Annotated in this window: 18 protein-coding genes and 1 pseudogene; 6 read left to right on the top strand and 13 right to left on the bottom strand. The window is 62.8% G+C overall.

What is annotated here, in order from left to right:
- Positions 1–122 precede the first annotated feature (122 nt).
- Both garL and HV773_RS26700 read left to right on the top strand, forming a co-directional pair.
- Positions 123–923, top strand: a complete 801-nt coding sequence (garL, locus tag HV773_RS26705; protein ID WP_175197227.1) for a 2-dehydro-3-deoxyglucarate aldolase — start codon at positions 123–125, stop codon at positions 921–923.
- Between the two features lie 29 nt (positions 924–952).
- On the top strand, positions 953–1,843 hold the full coding sequence (locus HV773_RS26700) for a 2-hydroxy-3-oxopropionate reductase (RefSeq protein ID WP_175197226.1): 891 nt from the start codon (positions 953–955) through the stop codon (positions 1,841–1,843).
- 29 nt (positions 1,844–1,872) lie between these two features.
- On the opposite strand, the gene HV773_RS26695 is transcribed toward HV773_RS26700, so the two are convergent.
- A complete protein-coding gene (locus tag HV773_RS26695) occupies positions 1,873–2,196 on the bottom strand; it encodes a helix-turn-helix domain-containing protein (protein ID WP_175197225.1) in 324 nt (107 codons plus the stop codon).
- 5 nt (positions 2,197–2,201) lie between these two features.
- On the opposite strand from HV773_RS26695, the gene HV773_RS26690 reads away from it, so the two are divergent.
- Both HV773_RS26690 and HV773_RS26685 read left to right on the top strand, forming a co-directional pair.
- A complete protein-coding gene (locus HV773_RS26690; protein WP_175197266.1) occupies positions 2,202–2,387 on the top strand; it encodes an SDR family oxidoreductase in 186 nt (61 codons plus the stop codon).
- A gap of 138 nt (positions 2,388–2,525) precedes the next feature.
- Entirely contained in the window at positions 2,526–4,709 is a 2,184-nt protein-coding gene (locus tag HV773_RS26685; RefSeq protein WP_175197224.1) for a D-(-)-3-hydroxybutyrate oligomer hydrolase, read from the top strand.
- 144 nt (positions 4,710–4,853) lie between these two features.
- On the opposite strand, the gene HV773_RS26680 is transcribed toward HV773_RS26685, so the two are convergent.
- Positions 4,854–6,200: a nucleobase:cation symporter-2 family protein gene (locus tag HV773_RS26680; protein ID WP_175197223.1), complete on the bottom strand. Its 1,347-nt coding sequence runs from the start codon at positions 6,198–6,200 to the stop codon at positions 4,854–4,856.
- Between the two features lie 190 nt (positions 6,201–6,390).
- On the opposite strand from HV773_RS26680, the gene HV773_RS26675 reads away from it, so the two are divergent.
- Both HV773_RS26675 and uraD read left to right on the top strand, forming a co-directional pair.
- Positions 6,391–7,344 (top strand): LysR family transcriptional regulator, encoded by a 954-nt coding sequence (locus HV773_RS26675; protein WP_175197222.1) that lies wholly within the window; start codon positions 6,391–6,393, stop codon positions 7,342–7,344.
- Between the two features lie 94 nt (positions 7,345–7,438).
- Positions 7,439–7,954 (top strand): 2-oxo-4-hydroxy-4-carboxy-5-ureidoimidazoline decarboxylase, encoded by a 516-nt coding sequence (gene uraD, locus HV773_RS26670; RefSeq protein WP_175197221.1) that lies wholly within the window; start codon positions 7,439–7,441, stop codon positions 7,952–7,954.
- Between the two features lie 30 nt (positions 7,955–7,984).
- Here uraD and fabG read toward each other — a convergent pair whose 3' ends face one another.
- From fabG to HV773_RS26615, 11 genes and pseudogenes are all read right to left on the bottom strand, one after another.
- Positions 7,985–8,725 carry a 3-oxoacyl-ACP reductase FabG gene (gene fabG / locus HV773_RS26665; protein WP_175197220.1) on the bottom strand — a complete coding sequence of 247 codons (741 nt, stop codon included), beginning with the start codon at positions 8,723–8,725 and terminating at the stop codon, positions 7,985–7,987.
- Positions 8,726–8,790: 65 nt separating this feature from the next.
- On the bottom strand, positions 8,791–8,955 hold the full coding sequence (locus tag HV773_RS26660) for a hypothetical protein (protein WP_175197219.1): 165 nt from the start codon (positions 8,953–8,955) through the stop codon (positions 8,791–8,793).
- 44 nt (positions 8,956–8,999) lie between these two features.
- Positions 9,000–9,160 (bottom strand): annotated as a pseudogene (locus tag HV773_RS26655) (IS5/IS1182 family transposase); the annotation flags it as partial.
- Between the two features lie 206 nt (positions 9,161–9,366).
- Positions 9,367–9,627 (bottom strand): ABC transporter permease, encoded by a 261-nt coding sequence (locus tag HV773_RS26650; RefSeq protein WP_175197218.1) that lies wholly within the window; start codon positions 9,625–9,627, stop codon positions 9,367–9,369.
- Between the two features lie 21 nt (positions 9,628–9,648).
- Positions 9,649–13,218 carry a choice-of-anchor D domain-containing protein gene (locus HV773_RS26645; protein ID WP_175197217.1) on the bottom strand — a complete coding sequence of 1,190 codons (3,570 nt, stop codon included), beginning with the start codon at positions 13,216–13,218 and terminating at the stop codon, positions 9,649–9,651.
- Positions 13,215–13,547, bottom strand: coding sequence for a hypothetical protein (locus HV773_RS26640; protein ID WP_175197216.1), 333 nt, complete (start codon positions 13,545–13,547; stop codon positions 13,215–13,217). The genes HV773_RS26645 and HV773_RS26640 overlap by 4 nt, the downstream gene beginning before the upstream one ends.
- A gap of 415 nt (positions 13,548–13,962) precedes the next feature.
- Positions 13,963–14,937: a hypothetical protein gene (locus HV773_RS26635; RefSeq protein WP_175197265.1), complete on the bottom strand. Its 975-nt coding sequence runs from the start codon at positions 14,935–14,937 to the stop codon at positions 13,963–13,965.
- A 19-nt stretch (positions 14,938–14,956) separates the two neighbouring features.
- Positions 14,957–16,387, bottom strand: a complete 1,431-nt coding sequence (locus HV773_RS26630) for a TolC family protein (RefSeq protein ID WP_175197215.1) — start codon at positions 16,385–16,387, stop codon at positions 14,957–14,959.
- Positions 16,388–16,409: 22 nt separating this feature from the next.
- Entirely contained in the window at positions 16,410–17,588 is a 1,179-nt protein-coding gene (locus HV773_RS26625) for an HlyD family secretion protein (RefSeq protein ID WP_175197214.1), read from the bottom strand.
- A complete protein-coding gene (locus HV773_RS26620; RefSeq protein WP_175197213.1) occupies positions 17,589–18,044 on the bottom strand; it encodes a DUF3302 domain-containing protein in 456 nt (151 codons plus the stop codon).
- Positions 18,045–18,098: 54 nt separating this feature from the next.
- Positions 18,099–18,560 (bottom strand): hypothetical protein, encoded by a 462-nt coding sequence (locus tag HV773_RS26615; protein WP_175197212.1) that lies wholly within the window; start codon positions 18,558–18,560, stop codon positions 18,099–18,101.
- Between the last annotated feature and the right edge of the window lie 53 nt (positions 18,561–18,613).

Below are 18,613 nucleotides of genomic sequence, written 5' to 3'. Positions count from 1 at the left end.
CGATGTTAATCTGCCACTAGACATACGATGACTTATAACCTCACAATAGACTGCGCTTTTTCAGCAGGTTTGCCGTCGTCGTCGCCGATTTTCCAGATCCATCGCCATTGAGGAGACACCCGATGTCCACCGTCACGCCTTACCAGTCCCTGCCCAACCGCTTCCGCCAGGCGGTGCGCGGCGGAGAAACCCAGATCGGCTGCTGGGCGTCGCTGGGCAGCCCGATCGTCACCGAACTGCTGGGCACGGTCGGCTTCGACTGGATCCTGCTGGACGCCGAGCACGCGCCCAACGACGTGCTCACGCTGATCCCCCAACTGATGGCGCTCAAGGACAGCGGCAGCGCGCCGGTCGTGCGGCCGCCGGCCAACGACAGCGTCGTCGTCAAGCGCTTTCTCGACAGCGGCTTCTCGAACTTCCTCGTGCCGTTCGTCGACAGCGCCGACGACGCCGCCCGCGCCGTCGCCTCCACGCGCTATCCGCCGCAGGGCATCCGCGGCGTGTCGGTCGGTCATCGCGGCAACCGCTACGGCACGATCGCCGATTACTTCGCACTCGCAAACGAAAACGTCTGCGTGATTGCACAGATCGAAAGCTGCAAGGCGGTCGAGTCAATCGACAGCATTCTCGCGGTGGAGGGCATCGACGCGGTCTTCATCGGCCCGTCGGATCTCGCGGCCTCGTACGGCCACCTCGGCAACGCGAACCACCCCGAAGTGCAACAGGCCATCGCACATGTATTCGAGCGCGCGCAGGCAGCCGGCAAAGCGAGCGGCACGCTCGCGACCGTGCAGGCCGATGCGGAGCGTTATCTGTCGATGGGCTCGCGCGTGGTCGCGGTGTGCGCGGATCTCGGGCTGCTCAAGGGCGCTGCGCAAGCGGCCCAGCAACATTTCATGCAGAAGCGGGCCGGCGAGGCTTGAGCGCCGCCCGCACTTATCCGGAGCATTCAATGAAAGCAGGCTTTATTGGACTCGGCATCATGGGCAAGCCCATGGCCGCCAACCTTCTGAAAAACGGCGTTGCGCTTGCCGCGTTCACGCGCAGCGGCGTGCCCGACGAGCTGATCCAGGCCGGCGCGGTGGCGTGCGACAGCCCGACCGCGGTGGCCGCCCACGCGGACGTGATCTTCGTGATGGTGCCGGACACGCCCGACGTCGAGCGCGTGCTGTTCGGCGAACACGGGCTCGCGAGCGGACTGCGCGCGGGCCAGATCGTCGTCGACATGAGTTCGATCTCGCCAATGGCGACGCGCGATTTCGCGGCGCGGGTGCGCGAGCACGGCGCCGACTACCTCGACGCCCCGGTCTCGGGCGGCGAGGTGGGCGCGCAAGCCGGCTCGCTGACCATCATGGTGGGCGGCGAGCCATCGACGTTCGATGCCGTGAAGCCGCTGTTCGGCATGATGGGCAAGAACGTCACGCTGATCGGCGCGGTGGGCGCGGGCCAGGTGTGCAAGGTCGCGAACCAGGTGATCGTTGCGGCGACCATCGAGGCGGTGGGCGAAGCGCTGCTGCTCGCCTCGAAGGCCGGCGTCGATCCGGCGCGCGTGCGCGAGGCGCTGATGGGCGGCTTCGCGTCTTCGCGCATTCTCGAAGTGCACGGCGAGCGCATGACGAAGCGCGCCTTCGACCCGGGCTTCCGCATCGAACTGCACCAGAAGGATTTGAATCTTGCGCTGTCGACGGCGCAGGCGCTTGGTGTGTCGCTGCCGAATACCGCCACCTGCCAGGCGCTATTCAATGCGTGCGTCGCGCACGGCGGCAAGGCGTGGGACCACTCGGCGATGGTGCGTGCGCTAGAGGTGCTCGCGAATCACGAGATCGGGCAGAAGGCGGCGTGATTTCTCGCACGCGCTCACGCACGCGCGGTTCAAACACCGATACCCAGCGCGACGATCCGCCGGTATAGCGTCGCGCGCGCCATACCGATGCGCGCGGCTGCATTCGCCACGTGGCCGTTCGCTGCGCGTAGCGCATCGGCCAGAAAGCGGCGCGCGAAATCCTGCATCACCTCGTCGTACTGCTGCGCATTGGCGCGATCCGGCGCGGCGGCAATCGGCTCGCCGTGCGCATCGTCTTCAGCCTTGATCTGGCCGCGCCCTTCACCGATGAAGCGCGCCCGCGAACGCGCATCGATCCGCTCGTTCTCCAACAGCAGCACAGCGCGCTCGAGCGTATTGCGCAGTTCGCGCACATTGCCTGGCCCGCCGCGAGGCCATCTCCCCCGAAGATGCCACCCTGAAACTGCTCGCCGAAAAGCAACCGTCGGCACGCTTTGCCACCGTCGAACAGATTGGCGGCGTGGCGGCATTTCTCTGCTCCGAATCCGCAAGCGAAATACGCGGATCGGAGATCAAGGTCGACGGAGGCTGGATTGCGCAGTGAAGCCCGCGCGCAATCTTTACTGGAATCCGCAACCCGCTTGTCCTAAGCTCCGGTGATGCCGCGGCTGCGGCCGCGGCGCATCAGAACGGTCTTCCCGAAGCAGTACACGTTGTCCGAACAACAATCATGGAGACATCGATGAGAGAAACCCCGTTTGCAGTCCGACATAAATTCGCGCTGCTCGGCGCGGCCTTGGCGCTAACCGGCGCGGCGCTCGTGCCCGGCGCGCATGCAGACAATCAAGGCGGCAATAGCAACAGCGGCAACAGCGGCCACGCAGCGCTGAACCGGCTGCCGGCATTCGTGGTTGCGGGCAGCCTGAGCACGACGAGTTACGACGGCGTGAGCGACGATCTGCTCACTGCCGGTCTCGGCAAAACCGGGCTGGCGGGTGCCGCGCCGGCGATTGCGAACCCGGCCGCGCCCACCGCAGCCGAGTTGCGCAGGCTTGCCATCTGGTCGAACTATCGCGCGCTCGTCGACATGAGCGCAAACGGCGGCTATGGGCGCTTCTGGGGGCCCAACGTGGACGTGTACGGCAACGACACATTGGGCGAAGGGAAAATTGCCGGCACCGAATATCTTGCGTATGCCGATGACGGCTCCGGCCGGCAGAACGTCAGCCTCCTCGTTCAGGTGCCAGCGAGCTTCGACCCGGCGAACCCCTGCATCGTGACGGCAACCTCGTCGGGCTCGCGCGGCGTGTATGGCGCGATCTCGGCGGCCGGCGAGTGGGCGCTCAAGCGCAACTGCGCGGTAGCCTATACGGACAAGGGCTCGGGCAACGGCGCGCACGAACTGATGACCGGCGTAGTCACGCTGATCGACGGCCTCACCGCCGCTGCCGCCACGGCCGGGCGCAACAGCCTCTTCACCGCGAACGTGCCCGCCGGTGCGCTTGCTGCGTACAACCAGCAATACCCGAATCGCTACGCATTCAAGCACGCGCATTCGCAACAGAACCCGGAAGCGGACTGGGGCAAGGACACGCTCGAGGCTGTGCAGTTTGCATACTGGGTGTTGAACCAGCAATTCGCGCCGCGCGTTGATGTTTCAAATACGGTGTCAAATGCGGTATCGAATGCAGCGTCGAATCACGGCGTGCGCTACGCGCCCGGCGACATCACAACGATTGCGGCTTCGGTGAGCAACGGTGGCGGCGCGTCGCTCGCGGCGGCCGAGCAGGACCCGGGGAAATGGATCACGGCCGTGGTGGTGGGCGAACCGCAGATCAACGTGCGCATGCCCGGCAGCGCCCAGGTCCGGGAGGGCGGGCAGCGTATCGCCTCGGCGGGCAAGCCGCTCGCCGACTACATGACGCTGGCGAACCTGCTACAACCGTGCGCCGCGCTCGCGGATACCGCCGCTGGCGCGCCCTATCTCACGGCGCTACCCATCGCCACGACAACGGCCATTCGCCAGGCGCGCTGCGCCTCGCTGGCGTCGGCGGGCTACGTGCACGGCAGCGACACGCAAACGCAGGCGAACGACGCGCTGGCACGCTTGCACGCAGCTGGCTACGAAGCCGACTCCGATCTGCTGCACGCGCCCATGTGGGACTCGCAGGCCGTGCCGGCCGTTGCGGTGACTTACGCCAACGCGTACACGCGCTCGAGCGTGACCGACAACCTTTGCGGCTTCAGCTTCGGCACGACCAATGCATCGACGGGCGCAGCGGGCGTGCCGCCCGCGGTCTCGCCCATGCCAACCGTGTTCGGGCTGGGTAACGGCGTGCCGCCCACCAATGGTGTCAACCTCGTCTACAACGTCACGCCGTCAAGCGGAGCCGATCATCGGCTCGCGACGCCCGATGCCAGTTTCGCGGGCGCGGTATGCATGCGCGCGCTGTGGACGAACGGCAATCCACGCATGCGCCAGAGCGTGCAGGCGATCAGCGTGAATGCGAATCTGCACGGCAAGCCCGCAATCATCGTGCAAGGCCGCAGCGATGCACTGGTGCCGATCAATCATGCTTCGCGCGCGTATCTCGCGGCCAACAGCGTACGCGAAGGCTCGCGCAGCCAGTTGTCGCTTTACGAGGTGATGAACGGGCAGCACTTCGATGCGTTTCTGGGCGTGCCGGGTTTCGACAACCATTTCGTTCCGGTGCACTACTACAACATCGAGGCGCTCAATCTGATGTGGAATCACCTGAAGAACGGCACGCCGCTGCCGCCTTCGCAGGTCGTCCGCGCGACTCCGCGCGGCGGCAATCCAGGTGCCGCGCCGGCGCTGACCGTGAGCAATCTGCCAGCCATCGTTGCGAATCCGGGCAGCAATGCGATTCGGGTGAATGAGGGTATGGTGGACGTGCCGCATTGACGGCAGTGCGTGGTGCGCCGCGCGGCACAGCGCGGCGCGTGAACGCTTTCGGTTCAAGGCCTGTTCCGTAAAACGGCCGCGCCGCGGTTAATCCCGCGGCGCGGCCGTTATACATGCAAAAGCCGTGCGGCCGTGATCCGCGTGTTAGTGCGGGGTGTTGCGGAAGTCACCCGCCAGTTCCTGCTCGACTTCCTCGACCGTCTCGGCGCGATTGAACATCGCGTTCAGCACGATCGCAGCGATCGCGGAGAGCGTAATGCCGCTGTGCGTGAGCGCACCGGTCCAGGCCGGCAACTTGTGGAAGAAGGTCGGGGAAACCAGCGGAATGACGCCCACGCCCAAGCTAATCGCGATGATGAGCAGGTTGTTCTTCTTGCCGTAGTCGACGTGGCTGAGGATCTTGATGCCGGTGGCGGCCACCATCCCGAACATCGCGATGCCCGCACCGCCCAGCACCACCACCGGAATCGACGCAATCAGGTTCGACAGCTTGGGCAACAGACCCAGCGACGTCAGCAAGGCGCCAGACACGACGACCACCCAGCGGCTGCGCACGCCGGTAATCCCCACGAGGCCGATGTTCTGTGAGAACGACGAGTGCGGGAACGTATTGAAGATGCCGCCGATCAGCGTGCCGAGCCCGTCCGTGCGCAGCCCGCGCGCCGCATCGATGTGGTTGACCGGACGCTGCGTGAGTTCGCCGAGCGCGAGGAACATGCCGAGCGATTCCACCATCACGACGATCATCACGAGGCACAGCGACGCAATCGCCGCGAAATCGAAGGTCGGCATACCGAAGGCGAACGGATAGACCGGCGCGAACCAGGCCGCCTGCCCGACTCCGGAGAAGTTCACGAGCCCGAACGCCAGCATCAGTACAAACCCCACGATCATGCCGAGCAGCACCGAGATGTTTGCAAAGAACCCTTTGACATACTTATTGATCAGAAGAATCGTGACCAGCACGATCGACGCGATCGCGAGATTGAGCGGATCGCCGAAACCGGGTGAGCCATGCCCGCCGCCCGCCCAGGTAATCGCGACCGGAAACAGCGTGACGCCGATCGTCAAAATAATTGTGCCGGTGACGATGGGCGGGAAAAAGCGCATCAGCTTGCCGAAGAATGGCGCAACGATGATGCCGAAAATACCTGCCGCTATGGTTGCGCCATAGATACCCGTTAGGCCCATGCCCGAGCCTATCATTCCCACCATCGGCCCGACCGGCGCGAAGCTGACCCCCATGATGACCGGTAAGCGGATACCGAATTTCCAGACGCCGATGCACTGGATCATCGTAACGATCCCGCACGCGAACAAATCGGAACTGATCAGGAACGCGACCTGATCCTTCGGCAACTTGAGCGCCGCGCCGATGATCAACGGCACGGCGATCGCTCCTGCATACATCACCAGTACGTGCTGAATCCCGACGGTCAACATTTGCCCGAATGGCAGTACTTCGTCGACCGGATGCACTGAATTTTCCATGTCCCCTCCTGTTTCCTGTTATAGGCAGACCGCGAACACCAAGGCCTTTACGGATGCTAGGCAGACCAAATTTACAGTACAACGGGATGAAACGGCATACCACATATTCTGTTATGGAATGAATAGGAATCGGCTCACCAATCACGCGGAAAGTTAGCCTATATTGAGCGCACCATAATCGAGGGTGCACATGGATCGACTCACGGAATTGCAGGTCTTTACGCGCGTAGTCGAACTCGGAAACTTCTCCAAGGCTGCACGGGAGCTGAATCTGACCCAGCCCACCGTGACCAAGTACATCAACTCGATCGAGCGCCAGCTTAACGCACGGCTGCTCAACCGCAACTCGCGTTCGATCAGTCTGACCGAAATCGGCGCGCGGTACTACGAAAAATGCAAAGACGTGGTCCGCAACTACGAAGAAGCGCAGCGCGTTGCATCCGATAACAACACGCATATCGATGGCCTGTTGCGCGTGGGCACCTCTCTCACCTTCGGGCGGCAGATCATTTCGCCGCTGCTGATCCGCTTCATGCATGCGCATCCGCACCTGCGCATAGATGTGACGCATGACGACCGCTACGTCGACCTCATCGCGCTCGGGCTGGACGCTGCAATACGCCTGGGCTCGCTCGCCGATTCATCGCTCGGCGGCCGCTACCTGGGGCTGAATCCCTGGATCATGGTAGCGTCGCCCGTCTATCTCGAACAGCATGGCGAACCCAGGGTACATACCGAGCTGACGAACCACGAGTGCCTGATTTATAGCAGTGTTCAGGAAAGCGATTATTGGCGTATGCGTACCCCGTCGGGCGAGCGTGTGTCGGTGTACCTGAACGGGCGGCTGCGTTCCAACAACCTGACCTCGCTGATCACCGCGGCCCGCAACCACATGGGCATTACGGCCGTCCCGTATTACGCGGCAAGCGAATCCATTCGCGCCGGCGCCCTGCGGCAGATCATGGCCGATCACGTGCTGCCCGATCAGGAGATTCACGTGGTGTACCCGTCGCCGAAGCTGATTCCAGCCAAGGTGGCCGAGTTGATTCACTTTCTCAAGGAAGCGTTCCAGGAAGAATGGTGGTTGACCTTGCCGTCGATCGAACACGAGCCTCTGATGGACGCGCAAGAGGCAACGCCATGAAAATGAGCGACTAACCGACCTACTGACCGGCGATGGGCGCGCGACACTCACTGCATGGTTCGAGCGCGGCGCGTCGAAATAGCGAGGCACAATCATGAAGCACTATACGTTGGAACAACTGAATTCGATGAACGACGCCGCGTTCGTTGCGGCGTTAGCGGGCGTTTTCGAGCACTCGCCATGGGTCGCGGAAATCGCCGCAAAGCAGCGGCCTTTCGCGAGCATCGATGCGCTGCATCGGACCATGTCGGGCACCGTGGAAACGGAAGGCATCGCGCGGCAGGTAGCGCTTATCATGGCCCACCCGGAACTGGCGGGCAAAGCTGCGGTGCGTGGCGAGCTGACCGCCGAATCGACCCGCGAGCAAAGCGGCGCGGGCCTCGATCAATGCACGCAGCAAGAGTTCGAGCGGCTGCAATATCTGAACACCGCGTATCGCGAGAAGTTTGGATTCCCGTTCATTCTCGCGGTACGCGGCTACGACCGTCACGGCATCATCGCGAACTTCGAGGCGCGCCTGAACCACAACCGCCCCGACGAATTGCGCGCGAGTCTCGATCAGATCTACCGGATTGCGCGCTTCCGGCTCGACGAGCTGATCGACGCGTAGGCTGCGGCGCACATTTGTGTGCCGTCACACCTAAACCGAAAGCCCTCCCGAGACCTCGATGGCCGTGCCGTTGACGAAACTGGCGTCGTCGGACGCGAGGAATGCGTAGACATTCGCGATCTCGTCGGGTGAGCCGAGACGCCGTTGCCAGCACGCATTCCTGAAGCCTTCGATCACCTTGTCGGGCATCGTGCTGAGAATGTCCGTCGCGATGAAACCCGGACACACCGCATTGACGCGAATGCCCTTCGGGCCCAGCTCCCTCGCCCACGTCTTCGTGAAGCCGATCACGCCGAATTTGCTGGCCGCATAATTCGTCTGGCCGAAGTTTCCGTAAATGCCGACGACACTCGATGCATTGAGTATCACCCCGCGCTGCTGCCCGATCATCGTGTCGACAACGGCCTGCGTGCAATTGAATACGCCCTTCAGATTGACGTCGATGACATTGTCGAATTGCGCTTCGCTCATGTTCACGAGCCGCGCGTCCTGCGTGATGCCAGCGTTGTTCACGAGAATATCGATTTGGCCGAAGCGGCGCTTCATGTCCTCGACCAGCGCGTCGATGCCGGCGCGGTCGGTCACATCCACCGCACGGGCAACCGCCGAATAGCCGCTCTTGCTCAAGCTTCGCGCCTCGCGTTCCGCCGCATCTCCTGAACGATCGCATAGAGCCACGATCGCGCCTTCGCTCGCGAATTTTTTCGCCGTCGCCAATCCGATACCGGCGGCAGCCCCCGTAATAATTGCAACCTTGTCTTTGAGTTTCATCGACTTCGACCTCGGTTAATAATGGCGCCGCACGATCGCAATGCGCCGGCGGCGCCATGCTTCACTCACGCCGGGATGGCGCCCGAAGCATCAATCTTCTGCATCCCGCTGATTACGTCAACATGATCTTTCGGCACCAGCCCGGAATGAACCGTCGTCCAGCAGCTGGGGCAGAATTGCTCGCGGAACACGATCTCCGCATCGACATAATACGAGGGATCGACACGCACGTTCGTAGATCCCAAATGGAAATGTCGGTTTCCGCTAAGAGGTGTTAACAGAATGACTTTTGCAGGTGTCGCCAGCATATGATGCAGCAGGCGATTCTGAGGAAAGCCTCGTGGATGCAAGCGAGCTGTTCGAAGCGGATGCCCAGTCGGCGGAATTGTGAAGCCACGAGATGGTCCGCTCCACAACCCGGCGTGTTTTGCCTAGTTCGCTACCATGAAGCGTCGGCAGCAGCGCGAGCATCACGCTGCCGCGCGAGCCCGCATAGGTGCAGTTGATGACGCCCGCCTGCGGAGCCATACCGGTGAAATCGAAGGTCAGATGATCGTCGCGCTTCGTCATCGACAGCATCAGCATGCTCAAGGGCCGCGAGTGTTTGTGAAACCCCGCGTGGCTAACTGATGTTCGTCCGCTTAGCGTCTCTCGAGGTGATCGATGCTGACCATGGCGGCTGCGCGCCGCCATGTTTTCATTGCCGCCACGCTCAGCACGATGGTGACGAGACCTAGCCCGGCGACGACCAACCACTCCACCGACCCGTCGCCCCGGTCCGGATCCCAGCCCGACACGAACTCGATCCAGTCAGGAACGATCGCCGTGACGATGGCCAACAGTCCCGTGATCGTGGCCAGGCCGACCTCGACCCAGAACAAGCGTCTGATGCCGTCTCTCATTTTGATCTCCTAAAAGAAGTTTTATCGGCACCCATCGCCCTCGTTGTCGTCATCGTCATCATCGTCGTCGCAGCACGGGTAGCCCTGCGGGCAAGGCGAGCATTTCCCGCAACAACGATCGCGGTGGCACTCGTCGTCGTCCGAAGCGCGATCGCGGCAATCCTTATCGCATTCCTCCCAGAGCGTGTGAGCCAGTACCTCGACATATTTCACGGGCATCGCCGGATCGTTGCTTTCGATTACCAGTTCGCAGGGACGCGGGCATTTCTCGCCGGCGCGATACTGAATGACGACCGGAAGACACGAACCCGGATGCAGTGCTGCCGGGAACGGATTGTTGAGCAGTTTCCAGCGCCGGCTCCTGCGCCGGAAATGCACGCTGGTCACGTTCAACGCGCAATGACCGGTATTGCAGATCGATACGGTGCGGTCCGCGCAGCACCCGACGCTCACGCCGCCGAACGACGTCGATCCGGCAACCGTCAACTTGCCCGAAGGCACCTCACCGGAAACGGCGATGCTGATCGGGCTCGCCGGATCATCGCTCGTCACCGTGATCGTCGCAGTCGTCCCGCCGAAGCTGAGCGGCTTGAACCGGATCGGGACCGGCAGTGCGTCGCCGGGCCCGATCGCGATCGGATACGACAGCACCTCCGGCACCTGAAACTCGCTCGACGACGACAAGATGCCGGTCACGAGCAGCGTGCACTTGCCACTGTTGGTGACAATCAGTGCCTCGTCTGCAAACGAGCCGATGCAGACCTCGCCGAAGCTGCCTGTGTTGGCGATCATCAGGTTCGCCTTTGGCGCCGGCACGAACCCCGAGACCGGGACGACGTGCGGCCCGGCCGGGTCGTCGCTGACGATCGTGATCGTTCCGGCTTTCGCGCCAAAGAACCCGGTCGGCTCGAATCGCGCAATCACATCGATCGACTCGCCGGCGCCGACCCGCAACGGATAAGCCAGCACACTCGGCGCAAGGAAGTCCGGCGATCCGACGATATCGAAAATCGACAACGGACACGTCCCGCGATTGTTGATCGTCAGTAGCTGATCGGCCTTCGAGCCGAGGCAGACGCTTCCGAAGCTGCCCGCCTGAGCGATTGCCGTCGCTACCCGGCCGCTGCCGATGAGCGCCGTCGCCAGCATATCCACCGCCGGCGCATTCGGATCGTTCGTGATGATCCGGATCGTCGCGGCCTCGAAGCCAGGCGCCCCGGTTGGCGTAAACGCCACCGTGAATGCGATTTCCTCGCCGGGCGCGAGGCTGAGCGGCGTCCCCGGATTCGCGAGCACCGTGAAATCGGTCGAGCCCATGAGCCGTTGCACGCTCGTGATGACGAGATCCTTCACGCCCACGTTGTAGACCGTGATCGTCTGGTATTGCGTCGATCCCCGGCAAACCGTGCCGAAGGCGAGGTTGCCGGAAAGATTGACCGCAATCACCGGCCCCGCCGGCTTGAGGAAGGAGAACACGCCGCGCCCGAACGTCGCCGCCCGCAGTTCGCCCGCGTGGAAAACCAGTTCGAACACCGGCGCGCGCGGAAAGTGCAGATCGTCGAGCACGCCCCAGTTGGCGCCGCCATCGACCGACCGGAGCACGCCAAAATCCGTGCCAGTGTAGATCGTCGTAGGCGTGGTGCTTCCGTCGAGCGCGATGGCATTGAACGGCAGATCGAGCGGCGGGGAGATATCGGTCCACGTCGTATCCGCAATCGTGGTCCGGAACACGTGGCCGCCCGCAAAGCCACTGAACCCGCCTAGCACGGCATAGATAGTCGCCGGGTCGTTGGGATCGAACGCCACGCGCGCGACGAACCGCCCAGGCAAGTCGCGTGTGAGATTGGTCAGCGTGTACGCGCCATTAGCATTCGTCGACACCAGAACCCGGCCGCCGACGGCCACTACCACGTTGTTGTTGTTGGTCGGCGCAACATCGACCTCGTTCGCAGTCCCTGGTATCGGCACCTTCTTGGGCCAAGTCGCTCCGCTGTCGGTGCTTTGCCAGAGGTTTGCGTTGCTGCCCGCATAGACGGTGCCAGCAGTGCTCGGGTCGACCGCGACGGCCGACAGATAGACGTTCGATTCCGCAGCCGACCACGGCGGCGAAATGCTGCTGTAGCTGTCCCCGTTGTTCGTCGAACGGAAGATGTTGGCGTTGCTCCTGCCGTAGACCTTCGTCGCGTTCTGTCCGTCGTGCGCGACGTCGAAACCATCGCCGCCTACGCCATCGGTCCAGGCCGGGAACACGGCGGGGGTTGCGTTGGTGACGATGCCGTTGTCCTGCAGCGCGCCCAAGGTCACGCTCGCCCCCGGATCCCGCTTGACGTCGAGGTTGTAGAACAGCGCGGTCTGCAAGCCATCCCCGTTGAGGGAGGTAAAAGCGGTGCTGCCGCCGGTGCTGCGGAAGACCCCGCCGTCATTGCCGCAATAGACGGTCGAAAGCGGACCCGACTGCGGCACGAACGTCCACGCATGCGTATCGGCGTGCAGTCCCGTCAGCGGCGTGAATGTCTGGCCCGAATCCGTCGAGCGCGCCTGACCGACCGTGCCGAAATAGAGGATGTCGTGGCTGCCATCCCCAGGCGAAGCGGGATCGACGGCCATATGGAAGCTGTACCCGCCCTGTGTGTTGAGCGGCATGCCGAAGCCGGGCGGTTTGCCCGAACCGGGCGGCGTCTGCAGGGTCCACGTCAGACCTTGATCCGTACTCCTGAACACACCCACGGGATCGGGCGCATCGGTGGGCAGCGGCGGCCGATTCACCGGCCGTCCCACCATCGTGGCGTAGAGCACCTGGATGCCACTCGCGACGGGCGGAGAGAGTGGCGGCGCCAGCGCAACGATGAACTTCCCGACGCTGCGGCCCGGGACGCATGGCGGCGTGGGGCAAAGCTCGTTCGCGACCACCGGGGTGGCGCCGCTCAGGATCAGCGCCCACGTCTGACCGCCATCTTTCGATTGAAAAATGCCGGCACTGGTCACGCCCGCATAAAGGATGCGAGCGCCGGCCGGCGATGTCGGGTCGAGCACCAGCGAGCGGACGTCGCCGAACGGCAACGCTCCCTGCGTCCAGTTCAGCCCGCCATCGCCGGAAACGAACATGCCAAAGTTGGTCGCGAGGTACACGACCAGATGGTTCGCCGGATCGACGATGACGATGTTGATGATCTGGTTGAAGAATTGACTCGCATTGCTCGGCGCGCTCGACGGATACCCGGAACCGAGCCGGACCCAACTGCCACCGCCATCGGTCGATTTGAACAGCCCGGCCGGCGGCTGCGTCGCCTCTCCCGAGAACTGCGAGCCGTCCCGGCTGCTGGTCCCCACATAGACGATGTTGGGGTCGACCGGGTCGATCGCGATCCCAGCCGGCTCGCCAACGCCCAGCGCCGGCGCCCGGTCGAAAATGGGAGTCCAGGGTGCGCCTCCGTTGCGCATCCACACACCGCCCCAGGCCGTGCCGATGTAGACGATGTTGGAGTTGGTCGGATGAACCGCGATCGCCGTGACCTGGCCGTTCGAGGTGATCGCCCCCTGGTTGATAGGGCTGGGCCCGATCGGCGCCCACACTGTTCCGTTCAGGCTCATTGTTTCGGCTCCTGCTCGTCCGGATTGACCTGACCCGTGGGCGGCGAGTCACCGGAAGCCGGTGCTCCGATCACTGGGTCCATGGAGGGCCTCGCGAGGACGCCGGGCAATCGGTACCATTGTTCGCGCGCCAACGCATACAACTCCGGCGTCGGCGGCAGACCGCCAGCGAACCGGCGTCGTTCTATTTCGAGATGCTCCGCGGGATCGTCGTATTCCTCGCCCTCGCCGGACGAACCGTTTTCATCGGGGCCTTCCGGCTCGTGATCGTCATGATCATGGTCTTCGTCTCTGCCACGGGAACCGCCGCGCCGTCCTGAACCGGCCATGGCAACCTCCTGTTACGGTTCACTACCTTGCCTTCGTTTTCCGGCTGCCGCACGGCCGTCGACCGGGATGCACAAAGATCGCTCAAATGAGGACGGGTAGGGTCGTTCCTCGCTCGCCGATAAACGTATCCCTCAAGAAAATCCAGGCGTGATGCCGGCGCAAGCAGGTCAATAATTCCGATCGATTTTTATATAGGTTTGCTTACTATTTATCATCGACCCGGTCGGATAGCGCACCCGAAAGCCATTTGCATTGAGTCTGCGTGAGGATGATTGCTTTTATCCTGCGTCACTGAAGGACACGAACACGCGTCTGGAAATTACCGTGCATACATTCATGAGAATAGGCACCGGTCGAAAAAGATCAAGCAGCGGTGAAACGATGCAGCGGCCCGCATCACATCCGCGATTTTGCTCACCATCGGTAGCCAATACCGGCCAAAATGACGTCGGTGTCGCGGTTATAGCTCGTCACCACGCGATTCCATTCGAGCCGTGCATCCCAGTTCGTGCTGAAGCGGTACGAACCGGCAATCGTGACGAGCCCCGAAAATTTACCGGCGCCCGGCCCCGGCGAGGCGCTGTTCTCGTTTTCATTGATCGCGTAGTACGCGCCGGCGCCTACGCCAAGCGTCACCGCGTCGTTGAGGAACGCGCGTGTGAGCCAAAGCTGGCTGGCAACGCCATTGCGGCGGGCGATTGCGCTGCTGCCTTCGTACATATAGCCGACCGTCCAGTCCACATATTTCGTGAGGCCCCGGCGATATTCAATGGCACCGCCAAAGGCATCCGGCGAGCTCGTGGAGTTGACGATGGTCTTGCCAAGGTACAGGGTGACTTCGTTATGGGTCGTTTTCTTCGCCGAGCCAGCCGCCCAGTCGCGCGGCCCCGGCGTATCGGGCGCATCAAGCTGGTAACCGACACCGAGCATCACGCCAGTGGAATCCGGGCCGCGCTGCACGTGCACGCGGTTCAGTTGCAATTGCGTAACCCACCGGTTGGATGCGTACCAGGACCCGCGCAGGCTGTACACCACGCCCCAGCCGTGCACGTCCGAATAGCTGCCGCCCTGGTCGGCGGTGGTCGTATCGAAGTAGCGATACGGTCCGATACCGGCCTGCACCACGAACTGCGGGCTGCCCACCGGCATTCGCGCCCAGAGCTGGACCAGTTGGCCATCGCGGTGATGATTCGGAATGTGCCCTTCGTTGAGCCATGTGAAGCTCGCCGCGAAGTCCTTGCCGAGACCTTCCTGATAATTGAAGGCCCACGTATAGGTATTGATGTTGCTGGCGCGCGAACCGCCGCCAAACAGGGAAAACTCCTGTGCTTTCGCCTGGGACGTAAAGCACAGCCCCAGTATTACGGCCGCAATCGCCGCGCTGAACATCTCCATTCGCATCATTCCGTCAATGCGCGACGTTAGAAGCCGGCGCATCCGCAAGCGCGAAGTCACCCGCATTCGTGCCGGCAACACCCGAGCGCTGCCAGTCGCCACCCAGTGCGAGCAGCAAATCGACACGTTGATCAAGTTGATCGCCGCGTACATCGACGAGATCCTTCTGCGCCAGCAACAACGCTTGCCGGTTTTCCAACACACTGCGCCGATCGACCGACCCAATCGTTGCGCGCGCCTCTTGCCTGCCCAGCAGCGTCTGGCTCTCGTCCACGCGCGCCTGCAACTGCGTGACGCGCGCGGCATAACGCGTTTCTGCCTGAAGACCCGCTTCGACTTCGCTTAGCGCTGCCAGCGCACAATTGCCATAAGCGACCATCGCCGCCTTTTGCGCCTGCGTGTAATAGTCCGCCTGAGCCTTGAGCCTGCCGCCGGTAAAGATGGGCGCCAGCAGCGTGGCGCTCACGCCCTTTACCGGACTGCTGGAGTCCATGAGCGTCAGCACGTTGCTGCGAATTCCCGTAATCGCCGCATTGATCGAGATATCGGGCAGACGCGCGGCCTGCGCCGATTGCCGCTGGTCGAACGCCGCCGCGACACGCTGTGAAGCCGCGACCATATCGGGCCTGCGCTCGACGAGGCTTGCGGGCAAGCCCGCCGGCGGGGCCGCAGGCAACGTCGGCATGTCCTGCTCCGCTTGAATTTCGCCGCCCGGATAGCGGCCCAGCAGCAATTCCATTGCCTGCGCGGCGCGGTTTTTGGCGAGCGTGGCCTGGATGAGGGCATCCTGACGAACCCTCAACTTGTTTCGCGCGTCCTCAACCTCCGTTTGCGGCGCAGCGCCGATCGCCACACGGTGATCTTCGATCTTCACGATCTCCGCCTGCGCGTCGACGATCTGCTGCAGCTTGCTTTCGAGTTGCGTGCACTTGATGAGCGCAAACCAGGCCTTCGCCGTCGTGGCCGCGATCACGCGCTGCGCCCAGACATAATCGGCCTCCGAGGCAGCATGCTCGGAGCGCGCCGCCCGGGCCTGCGCACGGATGCGCCCCCAGAGGTCGAGTTCCCAGCTCACGCCAACGGAAAGATACTGCGACTCGGATTCACCCACCCGCCCCTTCACCCCCGCAGCGGGAAGGAGACCGCTGCTCTGCTCAGCCACTAGCGACTCGGCCTGCTGGACCCGAATGGCGGCTAGCGCAAGATCGCCGTTATGGGTCATTGCTTCGCGCACCAGCCGGTTCAGTTGAGCATCGTTGAAACTGGCCAGCCAGCCGTCGGTGGGGTCGCCCATTACGGCGCCGTTGACCCACTGCCGATGATCGTCAGACGCCGGAATTGCATGGCTGGCAAGCTCGGAGGCCGCAGGTGGTTTCTCGAGCGCGCATCCGGACAGTAATCCGAATTGAATCGCGAGCAGAAGGAACAGCGCATTTTTTCGCATCGAATACGTCACAACGAGTCCTTTAATGCAGCTTGAGAACGAGGTAGTTCAACTTGGAACTGACACGCAGGAACACCATGCGAATGATCTGAATCGGCTCCACGTGCTCCGTATATATCGCGCCCGCCCCGACCGCTCCCACCGGCAGCACACGTCCTTTCGATTCGCCACGCAGCGCCAGCTTGACCGCGAAACGATTCGCGCTCACGGCTGCCGCGCCAGTGTTGGGCAACAAGCCGCTTTGCGCGAATTGACCTTGCGACTGCGCCCAGACAATCGAATCCACTTTCGCCTCCAGAATCGCTCCGGGATTCGTCGGCAGATAAACCTCCGCGAGATCCCCCTCGCGCACGTTGTACAGCTCGTTCTGGTCATAGAACGCGACCAGTTCCTGGTCATCCTCGACGAAGCTGAATGCGGGTGTAAGGGGTAGCGGAACCAGCATCGTCCCGACACGAACCTGCAGGTTCACGACCTGGCCATCCGCCGGTGCGCGGTAGACCGTCTGCGCAAGCTGCCACTTCGCGTTTTCGAGCATGCTTGCGGTTTCTGCCCGATGGGCGCGTGCCGCCGCAATCGCAACGAACTCACCCTGGCTTTTTGCGGAAAGTTTCTCCTTCGCCGCGTCTTCCTCTGCTTTGGCGCTCACGAGCTGGCCTTCCAGCTCGCGCTGCCGCGCCATGGCATCGTCGCGGTCGAACTTCGACCCGGCCCCCGCTGCAAACAGCGCGTCCTGCTCCGTCAACCGTTGCCGGGCCAGCGCCAGCGACGCCTGCACGGTGCTGACTTTGCCCGCTTCGCGGCGCACGGAGTCGGCCAACTGACGGGCCGACGCCTCGGCCTCTGCAACGGCTGCGTCGTCAGCGCGCAACTTTGCTTCGAGTTGCTCGACCGCCAGCGCATAGGGCGTCGGGTCGATGCGCAGCAGGACATCGCCTTTCCTGTAGCGCCGATTGCCCTCAACCGGAATCTCCACGATGCGCCCCTTGACCTGCGGCACGACTTGCAGCACCTTGGCGACGACCCTGACTTCGTGAGTGGACGGCGCCACCACGTTGAGCGTCATGACTATGGTTGCAAGCGCAACGATTGGAATTGTGAACGAGACCACCATGGAAATGGTGTTCCATGGCAGCCATTGGAACTTGAAAAAGACCAGCCATACACAGAATGCGTAAATTCCCAGAATCAAGATTTCCATCTAAACCCCATCCTTCTCATTAGCCAGTGCGTTCGTTACGGCGCCCGTGCGGCGTTTGGCGACCTGGGGCTCGTCTTCGTCCGGTGGCGCTTTGTCAGTGCCATACGCCGCCCGATAGAAAACCGGCTTGGTGTGCGCCCATAGCCAGGCCAGCGGCCATAGGAGCCCGCCGAAGAACAGCGACAACAAGCAAAGGGCGTGAATGGCCTCTTTCTGCGGATGCTGCTTCTTTCTGGCTACCTTTTCCGGCAAAACGTGCAGCATCCAGAAAACGTAGATGCCGGCAACCGGCACGACGGCGAGAACGATCCAGGAGATCAAGTCGGCCGCGTGCTCCAGCACCCCACGCGGCACGGCGGCGAAGGACGGAGTACTGATTTCCAGCAGCGCGGCGCCGGCCGCGAGATATCGACTCGATTTGAGCAATGCATCACTGATGCGCGAATAGTTAGCCATGGTTTCCGGTATAAAAAGATGGATGCAGTCCTCTCTGGACGTGCGATCCCTGCATCAAGGCGCGTGCAGGTTCAGAACGGACGCATGGATGAAGCGATTGGACTCGCAGGCTGCGTAGTACGCAACGCACCGGTTCGATATGGAACCCGCGAAGACCATGAGCGGCACGGCCCCGTTCAAGCCAGGCGCAAGCGTCGCCATGGCTGTGCTCTCGAAGCCGCCCGGCACCGTGCCAGCCTGCGTGTCCATTGGCGGCACCATTGGCGAATGATTGAGCGCTTTCAGCGGCGCAGCGGACTGCGCGCTTTGCGCCCAGTCCCTGTAGAGCAGGTCATACTTGCCCGGCATCGTGCCGGTGGAGCCTGCGGGCCGCACGGCCTCCATATAGAACCCGAACCCGTAACCGGAACGCGGCGAGATGCGCGCCCATCCGTCATCGTGAACGTTCTGCGCCTGTGCGTGGCCCGCTCCGGCCAGCACGGCAGTCAATGCGAGCCTGTGTGCAATTGCCCGCACGGCGTCGCCGCGCCGAAAAGCCTTCTTTGTCCGCATTCGTTCGATAGCGCGAC

The organism is Paraburkholderia caffeinitolerans, from assembly GCF_902859945.1.
Taxonomy (GTDB): Bacteria; Pseudomonadota; Gammaproteobacteria; order Burkholderiales; family Burkholderiaceae; genus Paraburkholderia; species Paraburkholderia caffeinitolerans.
This window is presented reverse-complemented; position numbering and strand designations above follow the sequence as displayed.

Coding starts and splice junctions, on each gene's coding strand:
- garL (WP_175197227.1), top strand. CDS start 123: ATGTCCACCGTCACGCCTTACCAGTCCCTGCCCAACCGCTTCCGCCAG.
- HV773_RS26700 (WP_175197226.1), top strand. CDS start 953: ATGAAAGCAGGCTTTATTGGACTCGGCATCATGGGCAAGCCCATGGCC.
- HV773_RS26685 (WP_175197224.1), top strand. CDS start 2,526: ATGAGAGAAACCCCGTTTGCAGTCCGACATAAATTCGCGCTGCTCGGC.
- HV773_RS26680 (WP_175197223.1), bottom strand. CDS start 6,200: ATGGAAAATTCAGTGCATCCGGTCGACGAAGTACTGCCATTCGGGCAA.
- HV773_RS26675 (WP_175197222.1), top strand. CDS start 6,391: ATGGATCGACTCACGGAATTGCAGGTCTTTACGCGCGTAGTCGAACTC.
- uraD (WP_175197221.1), top strand. CDS start 7,439: ATGAAGCACTATACGTTGGAACAACTGAATTCGATGAACGACGCCGCG.
- fabG (WP_175197220.1), bottom strand. CDS start 8,725: ATGAAACTCAAAGACAAGGTTGCAATTATTACGGGGGCTGCCGCCGGT.
- HV773_RS26650 (WP_175197218.1), bottom strand. CDS start 9,627: ATGAGAGACGGCATCAGACGCTTGTTCTGGGTCGAGGTCGGCCTGGCC.
- HV773_RS26645 (WP_175197217.1), bottom strand. CDS start 13,218: ATGAGCCTGAACGGAACAGTGTGGGCGCCGATCGGGCCCAGCCCTATC.
- HV773_RS26640 (WP_175197216.1), bottom strand. CDS start 13,547: ATGGCCGGTTCAGGACGGCGCGGCGGTTCCCGTGGCAGAGACGAAGAC.
- HV773_RS26635 (WP_175197265.1), bottom strand. CDS start 14,937: ATGTTCAGCGCGGCGATTGCGGCCGTAATACTGGGGCTGTGCTTTACG.
- HV773_RS26630 (WP_175197215.1), bottom strand. CDS start 16,387: ATGCGAAAAAATGCGCTGTTCCTTCTGCTCGCGATTCAATTCGGATTA.
- HV773_RS26625 (WP_175197214.1), bottom strand. CDS start 17,588: ATGGAAATCTTGATTCTGGGAATTTACGCATTCTGTGTATGGCTGGTC.
- HV773_RS26620 (WP_175197213.1), bottom strand. CDS start 18,044: ATGGCTAACTATTCGCGCATCAGTGATGCATTGCTCAAATCGAGTCGA.